This is a genomic window from Deinococcus cellulosilyticus NBRC 106333 = KACC 11606 (assembly GCF_007990775.1).
GTDB classification, from domain to species: domain Bacteria; phylum Deinococcota; class Deinococci; order Deinococcales; family Deinococcaceae; genus Deinococcus_C; species Deinococcus_C cellulosilyticus.
Genome location: NZ_BJXB01000007.1, coordinates 45008 through 69077 on the forward strand (window position 1 = coordinate 45008; position 24070 = coordinate 69077).

Genomic DNA, 24070 nt, shown 5'->3' on the forward strand with positions numbered 1-24070 from the left:
TGCTGCAGTTCAACAAAACCTGAAGAGAGGCTTTGATCTGGCGCTGCGTCTTGTGTTCACCTCTGATCAACACAATGAACACAATGAACAAAAACCCTTGTCTTGCCCCTGCAAAACCCGTACAGTCCAGAAAGAACCCCGATGAATGTCCCCCTCTCCCCTGCCACACAAGTTGGCCCGCTGCTGGATGCGATGACTGCTCTGCGCACCCGTCAGACCGGAAGCATCCGCAGAAGGATGTTCTGGCTGCAACTGGTGCTGTTCATGGTGATTCTGGGCCTGCTGTTGATGCTGCAGAGCGTCCTGATGTACCGCTATGTGAAAGAGCAGTACGGAGAGCGCTCCCTGCTGGTCTCAGGAATGATCGCCAGTGATCCAAGGGTGGTTTCTGCATTGCAAAACCAGACTTCTGGTTTGCAAAAACTTGCCCTGGACTGGCAGAAAAACCTGCAGGCCGATTACGTGGTCATCACCAATCAAAACGGCATCCGCCTGACCCACCCCAACCCTGAGAACATCGGGAAACACATGGTGGGCGGGGACTACATTGAACCTCTGGAGCTCGGCAGGAGCATCATCGAGACCACCACAGGGACCCTGGGGGTGTCGATTCGAGCCAAAGTGCCCATCTTTTCAGAAGACCACCAGATCCTGGGACTGGCGAGTGTGGGGTTTCTGCTGCCCAAAATTCAGCTGGTTTCTCTGAAAGTCGGTCAGAGCCTGCTGCTGGGTGCAGGGGTGGCCGTGCTGCTGGCCCTGCTGGGGGCACACTGGATCAGTCACCGCATCAAACGCCTGATGTTTCAGCTGGAACCCGAACAGATTTCCCTGTTGCTCACCCAGCACCGCACCGTGCTGGAAGCCATGGAGGAAGGGGTTCTGGTGCTGCAAAACGGCAGGGTGGTGCTGTGGAACAGCCAGGCCCAGCAGCACCTCCCAGGGGTTCAGGCAGGTTTGCCCCTTCTGGCAGCGTGGCCCGAAGCAGACCGCTGGGCCGATCAGCAGGTGGCGCACCTTCCCCTTTCCCTGAACGGCACCCCCATGCTGGTGAACGTGCAACCGATGGCCGAAAACAGCGCCGTCCTGACCTTCCAGAACCGGGCAGAATTCATGCGGATGATCGAGAAACTCACCCGCGTTGAGGAATACAGTGGACTGCTGCGCGCCCAGACCCACGAGTTCAACAACCGCCTGCACACCATCTCTGGCCTGCTGCAACTCGGGCACCACCAGGAGGCCCTGCAGGTGATCCAGCAGGAAACACGCCTCAACCAGCAACACCTCAGCCGAATTTCCCAGATTTCTGTTCCGAAAGTGGCTGCTTTGCTGCTGGGCAAGGGGGAACGGGCACGGGAACTGGGGCTGGGATTTGAAGTGCACCCGGACAGCCTGCTTCCAGAACACTGGGCCGAGCAGGCAGACCTGATTGTTACGGTGCTCGGCAATTTGATCAACAACAGTTTTGAAGCCCTCTCAAATCAGGAAAGGGGCTCAGTGGGTGTGCTGATCGGTGAAGATCCAGATGGACTGCAAATCGAAGTGACCGACAACGGACCAGGCATTCCAGCAGAGCACCACGCCTGGATTTTTGAACAGGGGGCATCCACCCGTGGAAAAGAGCGAGGCATCGGGCTCTTTGAGGTGAAAAGACAGGTGGAAGCCCTCGGTGGCAACATCACCCACTTTCAGAGGGAAGGGCACACCGTCTTTCAGATGAATCTGCCCCATCTGCAGGAGAAAGCATGAACCGTGTTTTGCTGGTGGAAGATGACTTCTGGGTGGCCCGCATCCACCGGGAGATGGTCGAACAGCATCAGGCTTTCGTGGTGGTGGCCCACGCAGAGAACCTGAAACAGGCCACTGCTCTGTTGCAGTCCCTAGAACCTGATCTGATCCTGCTGGACGTGTACCTGCCGGATGGTCGAGGGCTGGACTGGCTGCAACAGTTGCGCCAGCAGGGGGTGCACACCGAGGTGATCCTGATCACCAGTGCCAACGACTCTGGCAGCGTGCAGCAAGGGCTTCATCTGGGGGTCACCGACTACCTGTTGAAGCCTTTTGAAAAAGCCCGACTGAATCAGGCACTGGGACGTTTCCTGATGCGGCAGCAGGGAAAAGAGCAGACCCATTTCAACCAGCACAAACTCGACCAGTTGATGCTCGGACAGCACGCCCTGACCCTCCCCAGAGGCATTGATGGTGTGACCCTGCAACGGGTGCGGGACCTGTTCACTCCCGAGGCTGCCCTGACCAGTGACGAGGTGGCCCGCTTCATTGGGACCAGCAGGATCACCGCCTGGAGGTATCTGGAGCACCTTCTGGAACAGGGTTTTCTGGAGGTGCATCCAGAATATGGCAATGTGGGCCGTCCCACCAAACGCTACCAGCGCAAGGGGTGAGCCACAGGGCTGAACTGCGGGGAAGTCCTGATTCTTTCCTGAGATGAATCATGTACAATGGATCAGGAATAACAGAAAACGGATCTCATTATTCAGTCACAACATAATCCGTTTCGGACAGGAACCCATGCGTCACCTTTCAGCCATTCACGACCCACAACTTGACCTTGCCCGATACCTGCAACTCGAAATGCACACCAGGGGAGACACCCTGAAAACCCTCTGCGAGACCCTGCAGATCGGACCAGAACCCCTCAAACAGGTGCTTGCAGGTCAACTTCCCCTCACAGCCGTCTGGATTTTCCGCCTTGCCCAGCACTGGGAGATTTCTGCAGGGCTCCTGTGGCACTGGCAGCAGGACATTCTGGCCTCAAAGCCTTTTTTCACTCCAGCACAGGCTTCAGATTGAAACGCCCGAGTTTGCCTCGATCCAGGCCGTCACCCTGGCTTCCAGACGGGCTTTCACTTCAGGCCATTCTTCCGGCAGCAAACTGAACATCACGCTGTCCCTGGCATATCCATCCGGACGCACCTGATACCGCCTGAGGGTGCCTTCCCGAACCGCACCAAGTTTTTCCATGGCCCGCAGGCTTCTGGCATTGCGGCTGTCCACCTTGAAGTGCACCCGGTTGGCCCCCAGAACCTCAAACGCCCTCTCCATCAGGAGCAATTTGGCCTCGGGGTTCACCGAGGTTCCCCGGAAAGGTGCGGTCAGCATGGTGCCAATTTCCATCCAGCGGTCTGCAGGGCGCACCTCACTGTAGGAAATGCGGCCTGCCACCTGACCCCCATGGGTCACCACCGCCCAGTTCACGCGGTTGGGCAGGGCAATGAGTTCTTTGAGGTACAGGGAAAGTGAGTCCAGCGTCAATTCTGCCGGACCCCCCCTGGAAAGGTACTGCCCGGTGTCCTCGTCCATGTGTTCCAGGATGCCGGGTGCATGATCTACAGTGAGCCGTTCCAGTCTCAGGGTGCGTCCAGTCAGGGTGGGGGCCTGCAACCATTGGGTCATGTCCACATGGTAAAGGGGGATCTGCTGCCTCTGGTCTTCTGCTGGCCCATCTGCCTAGAAGGGTGGTGGTCAGGTTCTGTCTTCCTGCTCTTCTTTGCTTTCTGGCTCAGGGTCTACGGGTGCAGGAACAGCTTTTTTCACGCCCCGGGTCACCAGATACCGGTGGCTCCTCTGGGACATCTCATCCATCGCCTCTTGCACCTCCGACAAGCCCTGGAAGCTTTGCAGGACCTTGCCCTGGACGTGTTTCTCAAAGGTTCTGAGCACCTGGGTGGCACTGGTATTCCTCAGAAAGATGCGGGAGACATGCGGGACCTGCATGAAAGGGGCCGTGGTGACGCTGTAACACTGTTTGTCCTGAGCAAAACCCAGCAAGGAGTACACTTCACGGTGGGACAGCTTTGAACCCGGCTGAAGCTGCGGTGCTCTGGCATAAGCCACAAATGCAATCCACTGTCTGTTCTGGTGCAGCAGGTAGGCCCCTGCCACAGAGGGATAAAGGGGGTTGTACATGAAAGAGAGAAGCTCAAACCCCATCTTCTCAAACTTGCTGCTGAGGCTTTGAACCCCCTGCTGGAACTCCTCGGGAATGTCCTCAAATGAAGCGAGGTCTTCTGCAACCGGATTGGGGGCAGGGTTTCCTTCGCTGGCGTTGATCATGCCGAATCTGGACAGGATGAACCCCATCACCCCGATCAGGGGGTTCGGGGCGTGGTCCAGCATTTCACGGAAGGTGAATTTGCTGAAGACAGGAACGTAATGGGACTCAGACATGGTTCTCTGATGGTACAGGATCAGGACTCCCGGTGGGGGGCCAGGGCCATCCGCAGAACGTAATTGGCCCCCTCTCCCCTGTCCTGGTGGCTGTATTTTTCAAGGAGCTCTTGCATGTCCTGCTGCAGGGCCTTGGCCTGTGCCCGGGTGAGGCTCAGCAGCCTCCAGTCGTCCCGCACTGCCGGGGCGTCCTGGCCACGGAAACGGGACATCAGGCCGGGAGAACCGTCCTGACCAGACCCCAGGGCCTGAACCACGTAAACCACCCCTTCATGCCGCATGAAACGCAGCCCCAGGTCCCGACCGTCTTCACGCTCTGCCTGATAAATCTGGTGGGCCAGCCCCTGAAACAGCTGGTCGCGCCAGGTGTTGTCTCTGGACACCATCAAATCCTCGAAGCTGTGGTGTGGGGCATATTTGAAGGGCACAAAAACATGGTCTGCCACCGAGCGGTACACCTTGAGGGGCTTTCCCCTTCGGGGGATTCTGCCCACGAGGCGGATCAGGCCCAGTTTCTCCATGTTTTCCACAGCCCGGTAGGCCTGCAATGTGGTGCATCCCAGAAGCTGGGTGAGCTCTTTGATGGTGCACTCCTGGGCCAGAAAAGGCTGGAAAAATCGTGTGCCCTCCGGGGAGACCAGAAAAGCGGCGGCAGCCTCATCCTGAATGGTCAGCCAGTCTTGTGGGGTCATGTTCAGGGCCTCCGTAGAACTTTCAGAATGGCATTGCCCTGAAAGTATACCTTCTCTACCCTGATGACAGAACCGATCTGCTCACAAGCACAAATCCGTCTGAAGAGGTGAACCATGAAACGTGCATTGGCTTTATTGTTCGTTGTGATGCTCCAGGCTGCCATTCCTGCTCAGGCCACCACCCCCCCAGAATCCCAGTCTCCGTGTCCCCAGGGTCCGGCTTCTTTCCCTGGCGAACCGGTCTCCCTTGAAGGTGGAGGCCCTGTGCTGGATGTGCGCCCATTGCCCATTTACCAGTGCTGATCCGTTTTGAGTTGATGCCGCCATTTTGATCTGGCGGCATTTTTTTTGACTGTGCCCATGCCAAAAAAATCTGGCCTGCTGAAAATCAGCAGGCCATTCGCAATTCCCCCACCTGGTGCAGTGTGGCGTCCTTACCCCAGGATCATCCACACTCACAGCATTGGATGCACTTCAGGGCAGATAAGTTCCCGAGTTCCACACTGCCGCCCCGTTGTGGTAGATCACCATGTTGGCATCGGTCTGCAGGGCGAAGAATGCTCCGGGTCTGCCGCCGGTGTTGGTGGTCCAGATCGCCCGGTTTGAGGTGTCGTACAGCACGAGGTTCCCGTCGTATTGCATCACCAGATTCTTGGCGGACTTGCCTGCGGTTCCCGCGTTCCACAGGGGCACACCTCCGGGAGCATACAGCACCAGATTGCCGTCCCATTGCAACGTCAGGGTGGCTTTGCCATTGCACACACTGATGCTCTGACCCGGAGTCATGACCCATCCGCCTCCTCTGTCCTGATTCACGCAGGCAGGGCTGCTGGTGACTTTGGAACGCTGGAACACGTAAGGCCCTGGTGCAGAAGCTTCATATTCCTTGATGGTCCAGCCTGCCCCTTTGCGCACCAGGGTCAGGTTGGTCTGCACGGCCTTGCCCCAGCCTCCATTTTCCTCCAGGGCCACAAAGCGGGTGCGTTCGGCATTCAGCCAGCCTTTGAAGAGCACCACATGTCCGGCATTGCCAATGCCCTGGTTGTTGATGGCGTCTCCGGGCTGCAACTGGTCCCTCAGGATGGTGACCGCGTAATTCTTGAGGGTGCTGGTCACGGCAGAAGTCCCGATGTCCCAGGCCATGCTGACAAACCCGGAGCAGTCCTGACGGTACCCCTGGTACCAGGCCCCCTGGTTGTAGGGAATCGCCTGATTCACCCAGTTCTGTGCCCGACTGACGATGGTGTTGCGGTCACTGATCGCCTGCTGCTGCACATCTCCTGTTTCCTGCACAGGAGCAACCTGGGGGTCCTGAGTCACACTGGGGGTGGTGCTGCAGCTCACTGCACCGAGCAGCATCAAACCCAGAAGGCCAATTTTCATTTGCTTGATCATGTTTTCCTCCTTCTGGCCACAGTTTTGCCCATTTGAGCTTTCAGTGCAGAATTGTCCTGAAAGTTGAAGGAGGTCTGCACACTCGACAGGAGAGGAGGGACCTCTCTGCCCTCTGAGATTTCAGAACACCCGCACTGAAAGTTCCGTTCTTTCTGTCCTGTGTTCTGAAGTCCAGTGACCAGCCTACCTTCTGGAAAATTTGCTGAAAAAGTCAAAAATCAGAATGGATGTTGCCACCAGCATCACTTCCAGAAAAAGATTTGCGAAAAAGTAATAGTTCACCACCCCGTCACCACTGTCTCCATTGTGCTTGTTCAAATAACTGAGCAAAAAGAGGTCCACCACCCACATGAAATACAGCCAGCCGCGCTGTTCGCTTGTGGGGATCTTCAAAAATGGGAGCAATGCTGCACCAATCAGGGTCGAAGCAAAAACCATCCACAATGCCATGTCCTGATTTAAGCACACATTCTGACCGATGCCCTCTGTGTCCTCCAGAAAACAACGAGCGTCACAAAAGCTCAAAGGATTTTTGCAGGGCCTCTCGAAACCGCTCAAGCCCTGCATCATCTGCAATCACCATGACCAGGTAAAGACGCCTGTCCTTCTGTTCCCGTTTGACATACACGTCCTCTCCCACATGCTGCTGAATCCACAGGGACAGCGTATCCGGGGTCCAGAGGCGCACCTCCTGAATGGGAACCTTCAGGCGCACATGGTGCATTCTCACGGTCATGGATCAGGTGGTTTCGCGCTGGATCACCTTGACAGGCAAAGTCACCTGCTGGGTGGGGCCTTCAGGGTGGTCAATGCGTTCCATCAGGAGTTTTGCAGCAATCCGGCCCGAATCATAAAGCGACTGGCTGATGGTGGTGAGGCCCAGGTAATCTGCAAACTCCATGTCATCGAAGCCCATCACGGCCACATCGTCTGGCACTTTCAGGCCCAGGGCTTTTGCAGCTTTGAGCACCCCGACGGCCTGATAATCGCTGTAGCAGAAAATGGCGTCTGGACGGTCCGGGAGTTGCAGCAGGTCCATGGCTTGCCGGGTGGCGTCTTTGACATCAAAAGTTCCCAGTGAGACATACTCATCTGGAAGTCCAATGCCTGCGGCTTCCAGAGCTTCACGGTAGCCTTTCAGACGCTGGCTGCTGAGGATGATGTTGGATTCCGCAAACTGCTGCTCTCCAATGAAGGCCAGTTTCTTGCGGCCTTTGGAGATCAGGTGCTCTGCGGCCAGACGGCCTCCCTTCTGGTTGTCCACCTCCACACTGGAGAAATCCGGGTGGTCGGTTTCGATCAGCACGGTGTGCAGGTTGCGGCCCAGCAGGCGGTCTGCGACCTGTTCACTTAAGGGAAGGGACATCACGATCAGGCCATCGAGGTGCCCGGTGATGGGCAGTTTTGCCAGGTGCTCCCCTTCACGCTGTGGGTCCTTCTGGTCGAAAATGGTGATTTTGTAGGGCTCCAGCCTGAGGGCATCGAGCACCCCGGCCAGCCTGTGGTTGAAAGAGGCATATTGTGTGAAGGTTCCCACCACGCCAATGGAACCGAAGCCCTTGCGCCCGTAGGTCACGGCCTCGGCCTTGGGAACAAAATTCATCTCGTGAATGACGGCCATCACCCGCTTGAAGGTTTCGGGCTTGACCCGTGCAGGGGCATTGAGAACGTTGGAGACGGTGGCAGCGCTGACTTTCGCTCTGGCCGCCACGTCGTAGATGGTGGGCCTGGACATACCCATACTGTACCTGAAATCTCTGGAAGGACCGAAAGGAGGGTGCGCTCAAAGGCGCTCTGGGGACGGGGTCGGTCTCGAAGGCAATCAGCAGTCAGCGGTCAGCTTTCAGCTCAAAAAACCCCGGTGTGCTTGATCAAGAGACGGCTCAACAACGAACATCCTGTCCAGTCCATACAGTCACAACACTCTGGCTTTTTGCCAGAGCCCACCATCTTCTTTTGCTGGCGGCTGATGGCTGAAAGCTGACCGCTCTCAGGCCACCCTGGGGGCAAAGTTGCAGGTCGCTTCAGCAATCACGTACAGCGGCAGTTCTGGATGGGCACTGGTGCTCACGGTGGCCACGGCACAGATGCCTTGTGCGGTGAGGCCCAGCATCTTCAGCTGTCTTTCGGTGGCAAGGTGGACAGGAACGTGGGCCAGCAGGGGGTAATGGGGCAGGGTCTGGGCGTCAGTCACGGCAGGACACTCCTTGAGGATGGGGCAGGGTTCTTGGAAGGCACTTCTGGCCCTGTCAGGACCGTAGATTGATTCCAGTATGCCTGCCTGCCCTTGAAGTGTCAACAGCTTTTATTAAACCAGTTGAAGTTTGATTCAAGTCCAAAAGAAAACCGCTCCCACAGGAGGAGCGGTGACCTCTGGTTTTCTGGTTCAACCCTTGACTGAACCCGCCAAAATGCCCTGCACAAAATAGCGTTGCATGCTGAAAAACAGGAGGAGCGGCAGGGACATGGAGATGAATGCCGCAGCCGTGAGCAGTTGCCAGCCATCCCCATACTGTCCGACCAGATTGGAAATCGCCACCGGGAGCACCGCCACCGAAGGAGAGCCGCCCAGGAAGATCAGGGCCACCAGAAGGTCATTCCACACCCACATGAACTGGAAAATGGCCAGTGAAGCCAGAGCAGGCACAGCGGTGGGCAGGGCCAGCCGCATGAAGGCCACCAGTGGAGAGGCCCCATCCAGATACGCAGACTCGAACATCTCTTTTGGAAGGGCACTGAAGAAATTGCGCATCAGGAAAATCGAGAAAGGCAGGCCATAAGCGGTGTGTGCCAGCCACACCGCCGGGAAGGTTCCGGTCAGGTGGGTGAGGGTCATCAGCTTCAGGGTGGGACCCAGAGACATCTGGATGGGCACCACCGAGAGGGCCACCAGCACCGTGAAAAGCAGGTTGCTGCCTTTAAAGGGCATCCAGGAGAATGCATAAGCCGCCAGCGAGGCCAGTGCAATGGTGAGCACTGTGGTCGGGACGGTGAGGTACAGGCTGTTCACGAAGGCCATTCCCAGGTTGTTTCCGGCCAGCACCGCCTCATAATTGGCGAGGTTCAGCTCGGCAAAGTTGAAACTCCACCAGCCCGTGTTGGCGATTTTGTCCTGTGGCCTGAAAGAACTGATCAGCAGGGCCAGGGTGGGCAGCATCCAGATCACCGAGGTGATCAGCAGAACCACGTAAGTGGGGAGGCTCCGCAGCACAGCGGCAGACATCAGGGGATTTTGCGGCGGAGCCACTTTCTTCTCGACGATCATCAGCGGTTCTCCTGGGCGTGGAAGCGGCGCACGTTCTGCACCATGAAAGGAAGGATGAACACCAGCAGGATCACCGCGAGGGTGCTGGCCATGCCCAGATCGCGGCTGCTGTAGAGCTGTTTGTAGATCTGGTTGGCGATCACGTCCGTGCCGTAGTTGCCAGCCGTCATCACATAAACAATGTCGAACATCTTCAGGGCGTTGATAACCATGGTGGTGGCAACAACCGAGATGGTCGGGGCAAGAAGCGGAACGGTAACTTTGCGGAACACCTGCCATTCACTGGCCCCATCCACCCGGGCGGCCTCATGCACCTCTTCTGGAAGGCCGCGCAATCCGGCATTGAGGATCACCAGACAGAACCCCGTGAACATCCACACCCCCACCACAATCAGGGCGATGTTGTTTCCGGGTTGCTGCAACAACCAGGTGACAGGAGGCTGCTGAAACAGGCCCGTCATCAGGGCATTCAGGGTGCCAATCTGGGGGCTGCCTTCGGGGCGGTAGGCATACATGAAGCGCCAGATCACCCCTGTGGCGACAAAGGAAATTGCCATCGGCATGAAGAGGATGGTCTTGACTGGACCACCAAAGCGCACCCGGTTGACCAGCACGGCAAGCGCAAGTCCAATGCCAACGGTGAATCCAGTGAAGAAGATGATCCAGTAGAGGTTGTTCAGCATCGAGCCACGCATCTGTGTATCAGTAAAGGCCCGGATGTAATTCTGCAATCCCACAAAGGGACCGCTGAGCTGGTCTCCGCTGACCTTCTGAAAGCTGAGCACCACCGACTGCAACACAGGCCACAGCACAATCACCAGCAGCAAAAGCAGGGCAGGGGCCATCCACACCCAGGGGCGAAGGGCAGGCTGGGTACGGCGTGGCAATCGGGCAAGGAGGGCCTCCGTGAGCTGCAGGTACAGCCAGATTCCCGCCAGGATCAGGGCGGGCATCACGAAAGCATAAGTCAGTTTTTCCCACATGGTTCAGGTCGCTCCTTCAAGTAAACAGGGGGGGAGTGCAAAGTCGCTGCAGCAAGCCGTCAGCCCTCAGCGGTCAGCACCAAAACGCAGGTGCGTCCATTTCTGCCACATAAACCAGAGGTTTGATTGTTCAGCACAATGGAAATCTTTTTGTGGCCTGTTGCAAAAGCATCAAGACCTCTTTTGCTGATGGCTGAACGCTGATCGCTCCATGCCATACGCATGGCTGGACTTTGCTCTTGCCCTGTTGAAGTCAAGACCAGGGTGAGGTCTTCCCCACCCTGGCTCAGGATTTCAGTACGCCGCTTTGCGGGTCTGTTCGAGCTCACCCAGAATCTGGTCGAGTCTGGAGGGGTTTTGCACGTAGTCCAGGATGGATTTCCAGAAGGCCTTGTTCATCTGGTCGGGCATCAGGTCGGAGGCATCAAAACGCACGGATTTTGCGCCGTTGAGGGTTTTCTGGAAGCCCACCGCCAGTTTGTTGGGCAGCACCGAGAGGGGCACCCGCTTGTTGGGGGAGAGTTTTCCTCCCAGGCTGGGCCAGATGGCCTGGGCTTCCGGGGTGGCGAGGTATTTGATCAGGGCTGTGGTCTGGGGGGTCTTTCTGAACACACCCAGCATGTCCCCACTGACCTCGATGGTTCCGGCGTACTGGGGGTTGATGTCCGGGAAGGAGAAGAAGTTGTAGTCGGTGATGGCCTTGACCCCGGGGGTGTTCTTCTCAAAGAAAGAGGGAATGAAGGAGGCCTGATGGTGCAGGAAGCATCTGGGGTTGTTCCCGAACATGGGGGTGGCCGCATCTCCGAAGTTGGTGGAGAGGACGTTGGGTGACCCGCCATACACCATTTTTGCGTCTCCTGCCACCTTGCCGAAGGTCTGGAAGGCGGCTTTCACTTCTGCAGAGGTCCAGGGGAGCTTGCCCTGATACCACTGGTCGTAGACTTTCGGGCCGCTCTGTCTCAGGAGGATGTTCTCGATCCAGTCGGTGCCCACCCAGCCTGAAGCTGCACCGGATTCCACACCCAGACACCAGGGGGCCGTGCCAGAAGCAGCAGTTTTGCTGGTCCAGGCTGCCAGTTCATCCCAGTTTTTGGGATTTTTGGGGCCTTTGTAGGTTCTGGCGTTGTACCAGACCAGACCTTTCACATCGGCATTGACAAAGAGCCCGTAGGTTTTGTTTTTGTACCCACCGAGGTCCAGGAAGCCCGCACCGAAGTTGCGTTCCAGGGTCGAGGTGCCAACGATGCCGTCCAGGTCAATGAGTTTTCCCGCTTCTGCCCACTCTTGCAGCAGGCTGATGGAGGGAACCACAGCCACGTCTGGCGCGTTTCCACCCTGCACCCGGGTGGTCAGCACGGCGTTGATGTCACGGGTGGCCTCGTACTCGACTTTGATTCCAGTGGCATCGGTGAAGGGCTTGAGGGCCTTCAGGAAGTTGTCCTGCTCCACGCCCGTCCACACGGCGAACACCGACACAGTGCCGCCCAGTTTCTGGTTTTTGACGATGGACTTCGCCACATTGAAGGCTTTCTGTTCCACGCCAGTTGCACCATAAGCTGTGCCAGCGAGCAGAGAACCAAGGAAAAGGGCCTGGGTGATGCGTTTCAGGGGCTGATTCATGCTTCCTCCATAAGAAAAAGAACATTGGTGATTGGGGGTTTTCAGGTGGTGCTGCGCTCAATGAGCCGGATGGGCAAAGTCACCTGCTGCACGGGAAGATTGGGGTGCTCGATGCGGTCCAGCAGGAGTTTTGCAGCCACCTGTCCGGAGTCGTAGAGGGATTGACTGATGGTGGTGAGGCCCAGAAAATCTGCAAATTCCATGTCATCGAAGCCGATCACTGCGAGGTCCTCTGGGACTTTCACGCCCAGGGCTTTTGCGGCTTTCAGGACACCTGCGGCCTGGTGGTCGCTGTAGCAGAAGATGGCATCTGGAGCCTCAGGCAATTGAAGCAGTTCAAAAGCCTGTTTCATGGCCTCACGAACCCCGAACTGTCCAAGTGAGATGTACTTTTCAGGAAGTCCAATGCCTGCCGCTTCCAATGCCTCACGGTAGCCTTTCAGTCGCTGGCTGCTGAGAATGATGTTGGATTCTGCAAATTGCTGCTCCCCCAGAAAGGCCAGTCTTCTGCGGCCTTTTGAGAGCAGGTGTTCTGCGGCCAGCCATCCTGCTTTTTCGTTGTCCACCTCCACACTGCAGAAATCCGGGTGGTGGGTCTCGAGCAGGATGGTGTGCAGGTGGCGGTCTTTTAAACGGTCTGCGACCTGTTGACTCAGTGGGAGGGACATCACGATCAGGCCATCGAGGTGTCCGGTGATCGGAAGTTTTGCGAGGTGCTCCCCTTCCCGCTGGGGGTCCTTCTGGTCGTACAGCACGGTCTTGAAGTGGTGCTGCCTGAGCACATCGAGCACTCCGGCAAGGCGTGTGTAGAAAGAGGCATAGGTGGTGAACATCCCGACCACGCCAATGCTGTTGTAACTTTTGCGGCTGCGGGTGTGGCTGTCTAGCGGCGTGTAGTGCAACTGGTCGATGGCCTCCATCACCCGCTTGCGGGTGTTCTCGTTCACTTTGGTGGGCGTGTTGATGACATTGGAGACAGTGGCAGCACTGACCCCAGCCTGTTGAGCCACGTCATAGATGGTGGGCCTGGTCATGGGGAATCCATTCGGTCTCGGTTTGTTTTCTGGGTTTCAGTATGTGCCCACAAGCCCAAATTGTCAATCCCTTTTTTTGAAGCAGTTTAAGTATCAACTGAATTCAATTTTGTCTGTGAACTCTCATGCCAGATTCACAAAATATGCTGTTCTGATCATTGTTTGAAAGGGTAACAAACAAAGAAATCTGCTGCATGTTCTTGCGATTGCAGAAGATAAAGATACAGGACTGATGATTCTGAGCTCAAAAACCATTGAAAATTGAACTGCTTCAAGTAATCTGTTGACAAGCAGAGCGGTGAGGTGCATACTGATGGCACCCAGGTGAAATCAGACGACCAGCATTCCGAATGCATTTTGCTCAGCACTGGAAGGTTGAATTTTGCCTGGGTCTGGACCCCTGACCCAACAATCCATCATGCATCCCCAGAGCTTTTTGCTGGTCAGGGACTGCAGAGCCATACACCCCTTTCGATCCATTCCATTTCCTTTCTTCCGAAATCCACCTGGGCAGGGTGGATTTCTTCTTTGTCCCTCTGTGTGGTGCCTGTGCTCTTGTGCTGGCCCCCGGGGCCAGGATTACCATGCTTTCAGGAGAAGCAAGAGCATGCGTGACCTGATCCCCAGTGGGCGCTTTGCCCAGATTGCCCGCCTGACCCGCAAGGCCCTGCGCATCTATGCCGAAATGGGCCTCCTGAGACCCGTCCACACCGATCCTGGCAGTGGTTACCACTACTACAGCCTGAGCCAGCTGGAAGAAGCGCGGCGCATTTCGCGCCTCAGGGATTTCAACATGCCTTTGGAGGAGATCAGAGAGGCCCTCAGGTCCTGGCATGCTCCTGAGCTGTCCAGCCTGCTGCAGGAACAGCAGCGCAAACTTCAGGCCCAGCAGGAGCACATCCAGAACCTGCTCAAAGACCTGCATGCCTTCATGCAGACCGAACAGAGCCTGTACCCGGTCAGCACCAAAAGTGTGCTTCCCCAGCGCTGCATCTCCAAACGGGCCAGATGTGCACCTGAGCATTCCTGCGCTTTCATTGATGCCACCCACGCCGAGTTGATGCAGGCCCTGAAAGCTGCAGATGCCCATGCTGCCGGGGCCAGCATCGTGCGCTACCACGACTCGGGACCGGAAGACATGTGGGATGTGGAGGTCTGTCAGCCCTTCACGGTGGATGGCCCCATGCTGCTGCCTGAAGGTCTGGACGTGCAGACCCTGCCTGGAGGTACAGCCGCCTACACCCTGCACGCCGGGGAATGTGGTGGAGACTTTGGCATGCAAGGCGCATACGAAGCGGTCTGGAACTGGATTCGGACCCACGGGCATGAAACGGTGGGTCCCCCTTACGAGGTCTACCTGTTCGAACAGGGCAACACCGAAAATGCGGCAGATTACCGCACCGAAATTGCCTGGCTGATCCGTTAGAACGCTTCACGTCAGTTTTCACACCACACGCATTCACACACTGCACCGCCTGATCTGCAACATCAGGTGGAAGGAGGTTTTCATGTTCACAAGACAGCTGGGAAGAAGTGGCATTCAGGTGAGCGCACTGGGTCTGGGCGGATGGGCCATTGGTGGCCCCTTCAAAGGCGGGCAGGAGGAGTGGGGGTATGGTCCCACAGACGATCAGGAATCCCTGAAAGCCATCCAGGCAGGAATGGACCACGGGGTCACCCTGCTTGACACTGCAGCAAACTATGGCGCAGGACACAGCGAGAAGCTGATTGGGCAGGCGATCAAAGGCCGGCGGGACAGGGTGGTGATCTCTACCAAGTTTGGTTACCGGGTGCTTGAGGACCAGAAACTGGTGGATGGTCTGGAAGTCTATCCAGAGGCCATCCGGGCATCCTGCGAGGCGAGCCTCAGGCGACTGGGCACAGATTACATTGACCTGTTCTTCTTTCATGTGGGGGACCACCCGGCAGATCAGGTGGATGATGTGCTGGAAGTTCTGGAAACGCTGGTTCATGAAGGAAAAATCCGCTCTTACGGCTGGAGCACCGATGATCTGACCCGTGCTCAGGCTTTCGCAGGGGGAAAGCACTGCACTGCCATCCAGCACCAGCTCAACCTCTTTGAGGACAACCCGGAGATGCTTGCCCTTTGTGAAACGGAAAACCTGTCCAGCCTGAACAGAGGCCCTCTCGCAATGGGGCTGCTGACGGGAAAATACAATTCTGGAGCACATTTTCCTGCCACCGACCTCAGGTCCAGAAACCACCCCTGGATGCATTACTTCAAGGACGGGCAGCCCAACCCTGAATGGTTGAAACGCCTTGCAGATGTGCGGGACATCCTCACCTCCGGTGGCCGCACCCTCTCCCAGGGGGCACTGGCATGGTTGTGGGCCAGAAGTCCTGCCACCCTCCCCATTCCAGGGTTCCGCACGGTGGCACAGGCCATCGAAAATGCCCGTGCGCTGGAGTTTGGTCCCCTCACAGCGCAGCAGATGAAGGAGATTCAGCACATTCTGGAAGGGGCATCAGAACCGTGGCCCAGTGAATTTGCATCCGTCAGGTCATTTCTGAGCTGAAGATTTAAAAAGTGTAACCTTTCTTACCAGATCAGAGGGATGAACTCACAGAAGCTCTGCACAATGAGAGCCGAAATGAAAATCATCCCTCATGTGTTTTTGACTGGCGTTTTTTCACTTTCCGCTGCTGTTGCCACCCCCTATCAGGATGCCCTCTCGGCCTACAACCAGGGCAAGACCGATCAAGCCCTCAAACTCGCACTGAACCTGAAATCTGCCGAAGGGTACACCCTGGCAGCCCGTTCTTTGCTTACCGAAGTGACGTTCAAGAAACTGGACCCAGAGCAGTCCGGCCCGCACCTGGAACAGGCAGAGGCTTACATTGCAAAAGCACTGGACATGAATCCGAATTCTGCCCTGGCCTATTACCAGCTTTCAGGGATCAAGGGCACCCAGTTGTTGCAGGGCGGCCTGCTGGATCAACTCGGTGGAGCCAGAGAGGTGAAGCGCCTGCTGCTGAAGGCCCTGGAACTCGATCCCAACCTTGCCCAGGCCCACAGCATGCTGGGCGTCTGGCATGCCACAGGGTCCATGGCTGGACTCATCGCCAGCACCGCCCTCGGGGCCAGTGAACAGGAAGCCCTCTCTGCTTCACAAAAAGCAGTGGATCTGGCCCCCACAAGCATTTCCATGCGACTGAACCATGCAAGTGTTCTGTTGATGCTGGCCCAGAAAAACAAACGCCTGACCAAAAAATACCAGGTGCAGGCTAAAGCAGAACTGCAACAGGTGGCAAAGCTCAGGCCCGAGAGTGTTTACGAGGAAGCCAGCCAGAAAACCGCCCAGACCCTGCTGCAAAGCCTGAAGTGATTCTGGAGCAAACCAGCACCAACCCCTGCAAGATGCCTTGCAGGGGTGAGGAAGAGGAAGCCTGCCATTCAGGCAGAACGTGGAAGGTGTGTTTAAGCGTTCCGCACAGACTGAACCCACTCGGAGGCCAGCGTCACACTGAGCTGGACTGTGAGGTTTGCACTGCTCTGGCCGATCAGGAGGTGGAATTCACCTGCATCTGCAACCCAGGCATCGCGGGTGTCATCGAAGTAAGCAAAGGAACGCATGTCGATGGGCAGGGTCACGGTCTGGGATTCACCTGCATCCAGCGTGACCTTCTGAAAGGCTTTAAGTTCTTTTTCTGGACGTTCCAGCGAGGTCTCCACATCATGCACGTACAGTTGCAGGACCGTCTGGCCTCTGCGCTGACCGGTGTTTCTGACCTCCACAGTGACGTTGACAGTTTCTCCAGGCTGCACTTCTTCCGTGCTCACCTGTACAGAGCCAATTTCAAAGGTGGTGTAACTGAGTCCATGCCCGAAGGGAAAAAGTGGGGTCAGGCTGTGACGGTCCACATGGCGGTACCCGATGAACAGGCCTTCCTGATACTCCACATGGCCGTTCTCTCCGGGGTACTGGAGGTCCGGGGTTTCAGGATGGGTGGGATCGTCTTCAAGGCGGGCAGGGAACGTCTGGGGGAGGCGTCCTCCAGGCTCTGCCTGACCGAGCAGCACGTCGGTGATGGCAAAGCCTGCTTCCTGGCCGGGAAACCACGCCTGCAGGACCGCAGGAACGTCAGCGAGCCAGGGCATCAGAACAGGGCCTCCGGTCTGCAGCACCACGATGGTGTTGGGGTTGGCTTTTGCCACTTCCCGGACCAGTTCGTCCTGGCGTCCGGGGAGTTCCAGGCCCCAGCGGTCCACCCCTTCGGTTTCCCACTCGCCGTTGGTGCCAATGCAGACCACGGCGTAGTCGGCCTCTGAGGCAAGTTGTGCGGCTTCCTGAACGCTGGTTTCCGGAAGGGGTTTGCGGAAGCCAAAACGCACGGCGCTCATTCCAAAACCGTGGGGCACATCAGCGGTGCGGTACTCAATGAGGACCTGATGCTCCCCTTCGGTCAGGTGGATTTCGCCACGCACCTCATCGCTGCCAAAGCCGAAGTAGGTGTCTCCCTGACGGAAGTCTTCCCAGTTGTTGACCACAGCTTCACCGTTCACATGCAGTCGGGTGAGGCCGGCACTGGCGAGGCTCAGTTCATAGGTGCCTGCTTCGGTGATGTTCAGGGTGGTGGTGAGGGTCGCCTGGAACGCCCTGGGGATTCCAGCAGGCAGCTCAAACCACATGATTTCCCCCAGCGGACGGTGTTCACGGGCAAGCACCTCTTCTCCGCCGAGTGCCCTGTATTCAATGTTGAAGCCACCCGCAAAGATGGGCAGGAATTTGTCGTTGTAGCAGCCAATGTGGTACGTGACCTGTTCTTCTGCAAGTGCAGCCTGCAGGCCTTCAAGGGGAGAAACCTGACGGTGGGCATTCATCTGGGCACTGCCTCCGCCCATCACCTGACCTTTTGCCCCGTTGGGTCCGATCACTGCAACTTTTGCCCCTGCGGGAAAAGGCAGCAGGTCACCCTCGTTTTTGAGCAGCACAATGCTTTCTGCCCCTGCACGGCGAATGAGTTCACGGGTGTCTGCGTATTCTTCATCCCGTTCGTTTTCATCCCTGACATCCAGAGGGCTGTCCAGCACGCCTGTGCGGACAAGCAGGTTCAGGACATTGCGGGCTGCTGTTTTGACGGCCTCTCTGGTGGCTTCATCGTTCTGGGCTTCTTCCAGCAGACTGGCACGAGCACGGGCAGGTCCGGGCATCTCCAGGTCGAGCCCTGCACGAACCGACTCACCCGCACTGTGGCTGCCGAACCAGTCGCTCATCACCAGACCGTTAAAACCCCATTCTGTTCTCAGGATGTCGGTCAGCAGGCGTTTGTTTTCGCTGGCAAAAATACCGTTCAGTTTGTTGTAGGCACTCATCACCGCAAGGGTCTTGCCCTCCTTGACGGTCATTTCGAAAGGGACCAGATACAGTTCCCGGAGGGCACGCTCAGGGATGTCACTGGAGATGGTGTTGCGCTGGTACTCAGATTCGTTGCCCACAAAGTGTTTGACGGTGGCTGCCACACCCCGTTCCTGCAGCCCCTGCACGTAGGCCACCCCGAGTTTCCCGGTCAGGAAGGGGTCTTCGGAGTAGCTCTCGAAGTTGCGCCCGTTGAGGGTGCTGCGGAACAGGTTCATGGTGGGGGCAAGCAGCACCGCAGCGCCTTTGTCTTTTGCTTCTCGAGCAAGGTGCTGCCCGATTTCACGCAGCAATTCCACGTTCCAGGTGGACCCAAGTGCGATCCCAACAGGGAATGCGGCGGTTTTCTTGCCGCCCACCAGGGGGCCACCACCCCGGACTCCTGCAGGTCCGTCACTGACTTTGAGTTGAGGGATGTTCAGGCGCTCTACAGCGACAGTGCGCCAGAAGTCGGCACCGGAGAGCAGCGACACCTGTTCTTCAAGGGTGAGTTGTTCGAGGAGGGTTTCAACGGTTCTCGTCTGGGTCATGGGTGCCTCACAGGGGTCAGGGGACAGGGCTATTTTTTAAAGGTAGATTTATTAAATCAAGCCTAGTAAAATAGGGTGAGATTGTCAAGGGCATGAAATCCATCTAGAATTCCTGAGAAAGCTGCGAGACCTCCCCCATCCTGAAAGGAAGGCCATGACCACCCCACCAGAAACCAGATCTGCCAGAGAACGGGTTTTTGACGCCCTCAAACAGGGGTCTGCCACCCGGCCAGAACTGGCCCAGCGCACAGGTCTCAGTGTGGTCTCGGTCATTGCAGCGACAGATGAATTGATCGAAACGGGCCTGGTTGCCCTCGACGATACCCCTCCCCCAACTGGACGGGGCCGACCTGCAGCGAAGGTCAGGCTCAGGCTGGACGCCCACACCATCACCACCATCGACCTGGGCACCCCCGAGGTGATCGCCGGGCGCTACAACCTGCTCGGGCAGCGCCTTTTCACAGATGCTCCCAGGGCACATGGATCACCTTTCACCCTGTACGATCAGAGCCCAGAAAAGAATGTGGACCGGCTGTACCAGTGGCTTGCCGACCAGGGACCTGCCCAGCTTTCGGTGATCAGTGTGCTGGGCGCAGTTCATCCCCGAACCCGCAGGATTCACAGTTACCCTTTGAACCTGAAAGACCACCCGCTGGAACACGAACTGTCACAGCGGCTCGGCTGGCCTGTGCTGGTGGAAAACGACGCGAACCTGTCGGCATGGCAGATGTGGCACACCCTGAAACTCTCAAAAGATGATCCCCTGGTGTTCCTGAATTTCAGTGCAGGCATCGGGCTGGGCATGGTGCTCGGAGGCCAGATCTATTACGGCTCCACAGGTGCTGCTGGAGAGGTGTCCTATGCTGCTGACCCTGAAAAACGGGGCCGCCATGACATCCTGGCCCGAAAGCTGCTGAAACACCTGCACAGCGTCCTGCCCCACAGCAACACCTCCCAGGTGGCCGCTCTGGCCGCAGAAGGAAACAAAGCCGCATTGAGGGCCCTGAAACGCTTCAATCAGGACCTTGCCAACCACCTGACCGCTGTGGCCGCCGTGCTGGACCCCACGGTGATGGTGCTGCAGGACCTGCCCCATGCCGCCGGACCCCTGCTCGAAGAAGTGAGGCGGGCACTGACAGACCTGGACCTGCCCACAAAAGTGATCATCAGCCCTCTGGGACCTTATGGAGGGCTGGACAGTGCCGGAGCCTACGGCGCAGCGTGGCTGGAAAGGGTGCGGCTGGGTCTGGCTGAAGGGCCTGTGACCCGCCCAGAACCCCTGTGATGCCCAGCCTCAAACCCCTTGTGCCTCCATCCCCGGAGGTTTTCCAGGGATGGAGGCACCACCCATCTCAGGGCATGTCCCTGAAGATGTCGGGCTGGGTGCTCTCCCCTTCCCAGTCCTGGCGCATCCACTTGAGGGTGGGATCATCCACCGCCTGACTGCTGGCGCGGGATTCTCCAGCCAGATAATTCAGGTAGTAGGCCCAGTTGCCAGGGGGGGCAACCACCGGATGGTATCCTCTGGGCACCAGCACGGTGTCGTCGTGGCGCACCAGCATCACCTCGTCCAGTGAGCCATCATCGGTGTAGACCCGCTGGATGGCGTAACCGTCTTGCGGTTCGATGCGGTAATAGTAGACCTCCTCCAGATATGGGCTGTCCAGGGCGTGGTCGTGCCTGTGGGGGGGCCAGCTGCTCCAGTTGCCGCTCGGGGTGTACACCTCGAAGAGGACGAGCCTTTCTGCCGGGAGGTCCTCCCCGAGGATGTGGGCAATTTTGCGGGTGGCATTGGCCCCTCCGCGAATCTCCACCCGGATTTCCTCAGGCTGGATCAACCTTGCAGGGTGGTGGCCTTCTGCTGGTGCGAGCCCAATGGCAAATTCAGCCGTTTCCAGTGCTTGCACCTCTAGGTGCTGTGCTGGAGGGAGGTAAAGCACATGGGGCACCTCGGCGAAAACACTGGCTCTTTTGAGGGTGAATTCCCCCAGCGTGCAATTCACCTGCAATGCACCTGACAGTGGAACGAGGGCAAGTTCCTGGCCTCCGGTGTCACAGGTCCAGTTTTCTTCAGGCTGCAGTTTGACCGTGTGGAATTCCAGGTATTTCCAGCCTGCACTCTGCGGGGTGACGTGGGTTCCCTCTGTGGAAGAGGGAAGGTGCAGTTTCATGCCGGGACCCCCTCCTGAATCTCCATGATCTTGACCGGGCGGTTTTCACGGTAACTGCGGGTCGCGGCAATTCCCACCTTCAGGGACTCCAGCGCATCAAACGTTCCAGGGAGGGTTTCACTGCTGCCCTGCATCACCCGGAAGAAGGCAGCAAGTTCTGCACGGTAGGCAGGAGCGAAGCGGTCCATGAAGAAGTGGTAGTGGTCCATGTGGATGCCGTGCGTTCCGTAGTGCTGCACAGGCGTTTTGGGGAGGGCTTCAATCACGTATTTGCCCTGAGATCCAAACACTTCGGTGCGGATGTCGTAGCCGTACACGGCGCGTCTGGAGTTCTCGATCACCCCGAGGGTTCCGTTCTTGAATTTGAGCAGGGTGGTCACGGTGTCCGCGTCTCCCAGCGCACCAATTTCAGGGTTCACGCGCACGGCACCCCAGGCCAGCACCTCCTCCACCTCTCCGACCAGAAAGCGGGCCGCATCGAAATCATGGATGGCCTGGTCCAGAAAAATGCCGCCCGAGACCTTCAGGTACTCGATGGGGGGTGGGGCAGGGTCACGGCCCACGGCACGGAACTGCTCCAGATCTCCAAGTGTTCCCTGCTGGATGGCTTCACGGGCTGCCATGAATCCCACGTCAAAGCGGCGCTGGAAGCCAATCTGGAAAAGCACCCCTTTTTCCTCCACCACCCTGAGCACCCGGGCGGTTTCGGTGAGGTCGAGGGCGACAGGCTTCTCGCAGAAGATGGCCTTGCCACTGCGGGCAGCATGTTCGATCAGACGGGCGTGGGTGCTGGTGGGGGTCACGATCACCACGGCGTCCACATCCTGGCGCTCAATGGCTTCCTCAGGGGATGACAGCACATGTTTTGCCCCAACCAGATCCGCCACCTTCTCGGCAGAGGGGGTGTGGGGGGCAGCGACCACCAGGGTCTGCACACCAGGGAAAGAGCGCATGTTGAGGGCGTGTTCACTGCCCATGCGGCCTGCGCCGAGCAGGGCGACATTGATGGTCTTCATCGGGTTTTCTCCAGTCGGGCCACCTGAATTTTTTCTTTTGCGACACTGCGGATGGCCTCCCTCGCAGTGGCGTAGACATTTCTGTGGTTTGGGTGATCCCTGTGGCTGTCCCACACCCCTCTGAGGGCACGGTACAGGCTGGAACCAATGTTGATCTTGACCACCCCGAGGTTGCGGGCTGCAGCCAGATCATCGGGGCTGACCCCACTTCCACCGTGCAGGACCAGGGGGAGGTTCACCCGGCTCTGGATCTCGGAAAGCAGTTGCAGGTCCAGTTTTGAGGCCTGCCCGTGCTCACTGCCCACACTGACCGCAAGGGTGTCTGCTCCAGCGTGTTTGAGCTGCAAGGCCCGCTCGGGGGTGGTTTTGACACTGAAACCCTGGTTGAAGCTTTCAGCACTGACTTCCAGAGCGGCCCCCATCTGGGAAGTGATGCGGTGCAGGTACTGGGAAGCTTCCAGGGTGTCTTCGAACTGCAAGGCCTCCCCATCGAACATCACGCTGGAAAATCCTGCACGCAGGCATTCCAGCACCATTTCCACACTTTTTCCGTGGTCCAGGTGGGTGAGGACGGTGGCACTCGAATCCCAGGCCATGCTCTCCACGAGTTTCTGGAAGTGCTCTGCCGGGAACTGCTCCAGATCCGTGGGGTAGGCTTGCAGGATGATGGTGGCTTTGGTTTCCTCTGCGGCCTCGATGCACCCGCGAACCATCTCAATGCTGCACACGTTGAAGGCAGGGATGAGTTCATGGCGCTCAAAAGCCTGCCGGTACACCTCGCGACCATCAGGAACAAACGGCATGGAGGCCTCCCTGGCGTTCTGCAAGGTCCTGCACTTCTTCCCAGGTGGGATTGAAGTTGGCGCACCCGTGGCGGGTCACCACCAGAGCACCGCAGGCGTTCCCGATGCGGGCGGAGGTGTACCAGTCAAATCCCTTCACCCGGCCATAGATCAGGCCACCGGCAAAGGCGTCTCCTGCACCCAGCACGTTTTGCACCTCCACCTGAAAGCCAGGAACGGAAAGGGGAAGCTGGCCCCTCTGGTGGATCACACAGCCTGTTGCACCACGTTTCACCACCACCACCGGAACGAGTTTCAGCAGGACCTCAATGTTCTCCGCAATGTTCCCACGGATTTCGGGGGCAGAGATCTGCTGGTCCCGGATCACGATGTCTGCAGGGTGTTGCAGCATGGCCGCATTGATTTCCTCTTCGGTGCCAATCGCCACATCCACATTCGGCAAAAGTGCCCGCACCGTGAGCCCGAAAGCCCGGGGGTCATGCCACTGGTCCGCCCGGAAATCCAGGTCCAGATAAACATGGGTTCCGTGCTTTCTGGCCTGCTCCACAGCGAAGAAATGGGCACTTCTGGAGGGTTCTACCGCAAGTCCTGTCCCGGAGAGTTCCAGCGCTGTGAACTTTCCCCACGGCAGTTTCAGGACATCATCAATGCTGATCTGCTTGTCGGAAGCGTTGTCCCGGTAATACACCAGCGGGAAACGGTCCTGCTCGATTCCGAGCACCACTGCACTGGATCGGGTGCCAGGTTTGATGGGGGTGTACCGGGTGTCCACTCCCTCTTTGTGCAGAAAATTCAGGATGAAGTCTCCCACCTGGTCCTGCCCAACTGCGGTCAGGAGGGCGGTTTTCAGGCCCAGACGCTGGGCTCCCACCGCGATGTTGAGAGGGCTTCCTCCCACGTAGGCGGCGAACTTCGTGATGTCGATGAAAGGTGCCCCGAGGTCCAGCGAGTACAGGTCGATGCTGGACCGTCCAAGGGTGATCAGGTCGAAGTCCATC

General features: G+C 57.7%; 25 protein-coding genes. 8 read left to right on the top strand and 17 right to left on the bottom strand.

What is annotated here, in order from left to right; genetic code table 11:
* Window positions 1-192: 192 nt before the first annotated feature.
* The 3 genes from DC3_RS09195 (at window position 193) to DC3_RS09205 (ending at window position 2808) form a co-directional block, all read left to right on the top strand.
* Window positions 193-1746: an ATP-binding protein gene (locus DC3_RS09195; RefSeq protein ID WP_186815933.1), complete on the top strand. Its 1554-nt coding sequence runs from the start codon at window positions 193-195 to the stop codon at window positions 1744-1746.
* Window positions 1743-2399 (top strand): response regulator, encoded by a 657-nt coding sequence (locus DC3_RS09200; protein WP_146884066.1) that lies wholly within the window; start codon window positions 1743-1745, stop codon window positions 2397-2399. The genes DC3_RS09195 and DC3_RS09200 overlap by 4 nt, the downstream gene beginning before the upstream one ends.
* A 127-nt stretch (window positions 2400-2526) precedes the next feature.
* Entirely contained in the window at window positions 2527-2808 is a 282-nt protein-coding gene (locus DC3_RS09205) for a hypothetical protein (protein WP_146884067.1), read from the top strand.
* Here DC3_RS09205 and DC3_RS09210 read toward each other — a convergent pair.
* The 3 genes from DC3_RS09210 to DC3_RS09220 form a co-directional block, all read right to left on the bottom strand.
* Window positions 2800-3411, bottom strand: coding sequence for a GNAT family N-acetyltransferase (locus DC3_RS09210; RefSeq protein WP_146884068.1), 612 nt, complete (start codon window positions 3409-3411; stop codon window positions 2800-2802). The genes DC3_RS09205 and DC3_RS09210 overlap by 9 nt on opposite strands.
* 69 nt (window positions 3412-3480) lie before the next feature.
* The gene (locus DC3_RS09215; protein WP_146884069.1) at window positions 3481-4185 is read right to left on the bottom strand and encodes a hypothetical protein; all 705 of its coding nucleotides are present in this window, start codon (window positions 4183-4185) and stop codon (window positions 3481-3483) included.
* 20 nt (window positions 4186-4205) lie between these two features.
* Window positions 4206-4877 (bottom strand): hypothetical protein, encoded by a 672-nt coding sequence (locus DC3_RS09220; RefSeq protein ID WP_146884070.1) that lies wholly within the window; start codon window positions 4875-4877, stop codon window positions 4206-4208.
* Window positions 4878-4991: 114 nt separating this feature from the next.
* Here DC3_RS09220 and DC3_RS09225 point away from each other — a divergent pair, with 114 nt between their 5' ends.
* Window positions 4992-5180: a hypothetical protein gene (locus DC3_RS09225; RefSeq protein WP_146884071.1), complete on the top strand. Its 189-nt coding sequence runs from the start codon at window positions 4992-4994 to the stop codon at window positions 5178-5180.
* A 171-nt stretch (window positions 5181-5351) separates the two neighbouring features.
* Here the strand turns inward: DC3_RS09225 and DC3_RS09230 are convergent, their stop codons facing one another.
* From DC3_RS09230 to DC3_RS09270, 9 genes are all read right to left on the bottom strand, one after another.
* Window positions 5352-6272: a hypothetical protein gene (locus tag DC3_RS09230; protein ID WP_146884072.1), complete on the bottom strand. Its 921-nt coding sequence runs from the start codon at window positions 6270-6272 to the stop codon at window positions 5352-5354.
* Window positions 6273-6455: 183 nt separating this feature from the next.
* Entirely contained in the window at window positions 6456-6722 is a 267-nt protein-coding gene (locus DC3_RS09235) for a hypothetical protein (protein ID WP_146884073.1), read from the bottom strand.
* Between the two features lie 61 nt (window positions 6723-6783).
* Complete coding sequence (locus tag DC3_RS09240; protein ID WP_146884074.1) at window positions 6784-7008, bottom strand: hypothetical protein; 225 nt, start codon at window positions 7006-7008, stop codon at window positions 6784-6786.
* Window positions 7009-7011: 3 nt separating this feature from the next.
* Window positions 7012-8007 (bottom strand): LacI family DNA-binding transcriptional regulator, encoded by a 996-nt coding sequence (locus DC3_RS09245; protein WP_186815934.1) that lies wholly within the window; start codon window positions 8005-8007, stop codon window positions 7012-7014.
* A gap of 255 nt (window positions 8008-8262) precedes the next feature.
* Window positions 8263-8466 (bottom strand): hypothetical protein, encoded by a 204-nt coding sequence (locus tag DC3_RS09250; protein ID WP_146884076.1) that lies wholly within the window; start codon window positions 8464-8466, stop codon window positions 8263-8265.
* Between the two features lie 192 nt (window positions 8467-8658).
* Window positions 8659-9537, bottom strand: coding sequence for a carbohydrate ABC transporter permease (locus DC3_RS09255; RefSeq protein WP_222594730.1), 879 nt, complete (start codon window positions 9535-9537; stop codon window positions 8659-8661).
* Window positions 9537-10520 carry a carbohydrate ABC transporter permease gene (locus DC3_RS09260; RefSeq protein WP_222594731.1) on the bottom strand — a complete coding sequence of 328 codons (984 nt, stop codon included), beginning with the start codon at window positions 10518-10520 and terminating at the stop codon, window positions 9537-9539. Before DC3_RS09260 ends, DC3_RS09255 begins: the two co-directional genes overlap by 1 nt.
* A gap of 294 nt (window positions 10521-10814) precedes the next feature.
* A complete protein-coding gene (locus tag DC3_RS09265) occupies window positions 10815-12140 on the bottom strand; it encodes an ABC transporter substrate-binding protein (RefSeq protein WP_146884077.1) in 1326 nt (441 codons plus the stop codon).
* Between the two features lie 41 nt (window positions 12141-12181).
* Window positions 12182-13174: a LacI family DNA-binding transcriptional regulator gene (locus tag DC3_RS09270; RefSeq protein ID WP_146884078.1), complete on the bottom strand. Its 993-nt coding sequence runs from the start codon at window positions 13172-13174 to the stop codon at window positions 12182-12184.
* A gap of 607 nt (window positions 13175-13781) precedes the next feature.
* On the opposite strand from DC3_RS09270, the gene DC3_RS09275 reads away from it, so the two are divergent.
* The 3 genes from DC3_RS09275 (at window position 13782) to DC3_RS09285 (ending at window position 16521) form a co-directional block, all read left to right on the top strand.
* The gene (locus tag DC3_RS09275; RefSeq protein ID WP_186815935.1) at window positions 13782-14600 is read left to right on the top strand and encodes a MerR family transcriptional regulator; all 819 of its coding nucleotides are present in this window, start codon (window positions 13782-13784) and stop codon (window positions 14598-14600) included.
* A gap of 82 nt (window positions 14601-14682) precedes the next feature.
* Window positions 14683-15711 carry an aldo/keto reductase gene (locus DC3_RS09280; RefSeq protein ID WP_146884080.1) on the top strand — a complete coding sequence of 343 codons (1029 nt, stop codon included), beginning with the start codon at window positions 14683-14685 and terminating at the stop codon, window positions 15709-15711.
* A 75-nt stretch (window positions 15712-15786) separates the two neighbouring features.
* Entirely contained in the window at window positions 15787-16521 is a 735-nt protein-coding gene (locus DC3_RS09285; RefSeq protein ID WP_146884081.1) for a tetratricopeptide repeat protein, read from the top strand.
* A gap of 92 nt (window positions 16522-16613) precedes the next feature.
* On the opposite strand, the gene DC3_RS09290 is transcribed toward DC3_RS09285, so the two are convergent.
* Window positions 16614-19082 carry a beta-glucosidase gene (locus DC3_RS09290; protein WP_146884082.1) on the bottom strand — a complete coding sequence of 823 codons (2469 nt, stop codon included), beginning with the start codon at window positions 19080-19082 and terminating at the stop codon, window positions 16614-16616.
* A gap of 154 nt (window positions 19083-19236) precedes the next feature.
* Between DC3_RS09290 and DC3_RS09295 the strand changes: the two genes are divergently transcribed.
* Window positions 19237-20367: an ROK family transcriptional regulator gene (locus tag DC3_RS09295; protein ID WP_146884083.1), complete on the top strand. Its 1131-nt coding sequence runs from the start codon at window positions 19237-19239 to the stop codon at window positions 20365-20367.
* Window positions 20368-20434: 67 nt separating this feature from the next.
* Here DC3_RS09295 and iolB read toward each other — a convergent pair whose 3' ends face one another.
* The 4 genes from iolB to iolC are packed head-to-tail and all read right to left on the bottom strand — an operon-like array spanning window position 20435 to window position 24069.
* Complete coding sequence (gene iolB, locus DC3_RS09300) at window positions 20435-21253, bottom strand: 5-deoxy-glucuronate isomerase (protein ID WP_146884084.1); 819 nt, start codon at window positions 21251-21253, stop codon at window positions 20435-20437.
* A complete protein-coding gene (gene iolG / locus DC3_RS09305; protein ID WP_146884085.1) occupies window positions 21250-22269 on the bottom strand; it encodes an inositol 2-dehydrogenase in 1020 nt (339 codons plus the stop codon). Before iolG ends, iolB begins: the two co-directional genes overlap by 4 nt.
* Window positions 22266-23072 (bottom strand): class II fructose-bisphosphate aldolase, encoded by an 807-nt coding sequence (locus DC3_RS09310; protein WP_146884086.1) that lies wholly within the window; start codon window positions 23070-23072, stop codon window positions 22266-22268. Before DC3_RS09310 ends, iolG begins: the two co-directional genes overlap by 4 nt.
* On the bottom strand, window positions 23056-24069 hold the full coding sequence (gene iolC / locus DC3_RS09315; RefSeq protein ID WP_146884087.1) for a 5-dehydro-2-deoxygluconokinase: 1014 nt from the start codon (window positions 24067-24069) through the stop codon (window positions 23056-23058). Before iolC ends, DC3_RS09310 begins: the two co-directional genes overlap by 17 nt.
* Between the last annotated feature and the right edge of the window lies 1 nt (window position 24070).

What these genes read in the sequence shown, in the direction of transcription:
- DC3_RS09270 (WP_146884078.1), bottom strand. Translation starts at nt 13,174, where the DNA reads ATGACCAGGCCCACCATCTATGACGTGGCTCAACAGGCTGGGGTCAGT.
- DC3_RS09280 (WP_146884080.1), top strand. Translation starts at nt 14,683, where the DNA reads ATGTTCACAAGACAGCTGGGAAGAAGTGGCATTCAGGTGAGCGCACTG.
- DC3_RS09285 (WP_146884081.1), top strand. Translation starts at nt 15,787, where the DNA reads ATGAAAATCATCCCTCATGTGTTTTTGACTGGCGTTTTTTCACTTTCC.
- DC3_RS09200 (WP_146884066.1), top strand. Translation starts at nt 1,743, where the DNA reads ATGAACCGTGTTTTGCTGGTGGAAGATGACTTCTGGGTGGCCCGCATC.
- DC3_RS09255 (WP_222594730.1), bottom strand. Translation starts at nt 9,537, where the DNA reads ATGATCGTCGAGAAGAAAGTGGCTCCGCCGCAAAATCCCCTGATGTCT.
- DC3_RS09225 (WP_146884071.1), top strand. Translation starts at nt 4,992, where the DNA reads ATGAAACGTGCATTGGCTTTATTGTTCGTTGTGATGCTCCAGGCTGCC.
- DC3_RS09245 (WP_186815934.1), bottom strand. Translation starts at nt 8,007, where the DNA reads ATGTCCAGGCCCACCATCTACGACGTGGCGGCCAGAGCGAAAGTCAGC.
- DC3_RS09260 (WP_222594731.1), bottom strand. Translation starts at nt 10,520, where the DNA reads ATGTGGGAAAAACTGACTTATGCTTTCGTGATGCCCGCCCTGATCCTG.
- DC3_RS09310 (WP_146884086.1), bottom strand. Translation starts at nt 23,072, where the DNA reads ATGCCGTTTGTTCCTGATGGTCGCGAGGTGTACCGGCAGGCTTTTGAG.
- DC3_RS09215 (WP_146884069.1), bottom strand. Translation starts at nt 4,185, where the DNA reads ATGTCTGAGTCCCATTACGTTCCTGTCTTCAGCAAATTCACCTTCCGT.
- DC3_RS09265 (WP_146884077.1), bottom strand. Translation starts at nt 12,140, where the DNA reads ATGAATCAGCCCCTGAAACGCATCACCCAGGCCCTTTTCCTTGGTTCT.
- DC3_RS09205 (WP_146884067.1), top strand. Translation starts at nt 2,527, where the DNA reads ATGCGTCACCTTTCAGCCATTCACGACCCACAACTTGACCTTGCCCGA.
- iolB (WP_146884084.1), bottom strand. Translation starts at nt 21,253, where the DNA reads ATGAAACTGCACCTTCCCTCTTCCACAGAGGGAACCCACGTCACCCCG.
- DC3_RS09295 (WP_146884083.1), top strand. Translation starts at nt 19,237, where the DNA reads ATGACCACCCCACCAGAAACCAGATCTGCCAGAGAACGGGTTTTTGAC.
- DC3_RS09220 (WP_146884070.1), bottom strand. Translation starts at nt 4,877, where the DNA reads ATGACCCCACAAGACTGGCTGACCATTCAGGATGAGGCTGCCGCCGCT.
- DC3_RS09275 (WP_186815935.1), top strand. Translation starts at nt 13,782, where the DNA reads ATGCGTGACCTGATCCCCAGTGGGCGCTTTGCCCAGATTGCCCGCCTG.
- iolC (WP_146884087.1), bottom strand. Translation starts at nt 24,069, where the DNA reads ATGGACTTCGACCTGATCACCCTTGGACGGTCCAGCATCGACCTGTAC.
- DC3_RS09240 (WP_146884074.1), bottom strand. Translation starts at nt 7,008, where the DNA reads ATGACCGTGAGAATGCACCATGTGCGCCTGAAGGTTCCCATTCAGGAG.
- DC3_RS09210 (WP_146884068.1), bottom strand. Translation starts at nt 3,411, where the DNA reads ATGACCCAATGGTTGCAGGCCCCCACCCTGACTGGACGCACCCTGAGA.
- DC3_RS09290 (WP_146884082.1), bottom strand. Translation starts at nt 19,082, where the DNA reads ATGACCCAGACGAGAACCGTTGAAACCCTCCTCGAACAACTCACCCTT.
- DC3_RS09195 (WP_186815933.1), top strand. Translation starts at nt 193, where the DNA reads ATGACTGCTCTGCGCACCCGTCAGACCGGAAGCATCCGCAGAAGGATG.
- iolG (WP_146884085.1), bottom strand. Translation starts at nt 22,269, where the DNA reads ATGAAGACCATCAATGTCGCCCTGCTCGGCGCAGGCCGCATGGGCAGT.
- DC3_RS09235 (WP_146884073.1), bottom strand. Translation starts at nt 6,722, where the DNA reads ATGGCATTGTGGATGGTTTTTGCTTCGACCCTGATTGGTGCAGCATTG.
- DC3_RS09230 (WP_146884072.1), bottom strand. Translation starts at nt 6,272, where the DNA reads ATGATCAAGCAAATGAAAATTGGCCTTCTGGGTTTGATGCTGCTCGGT.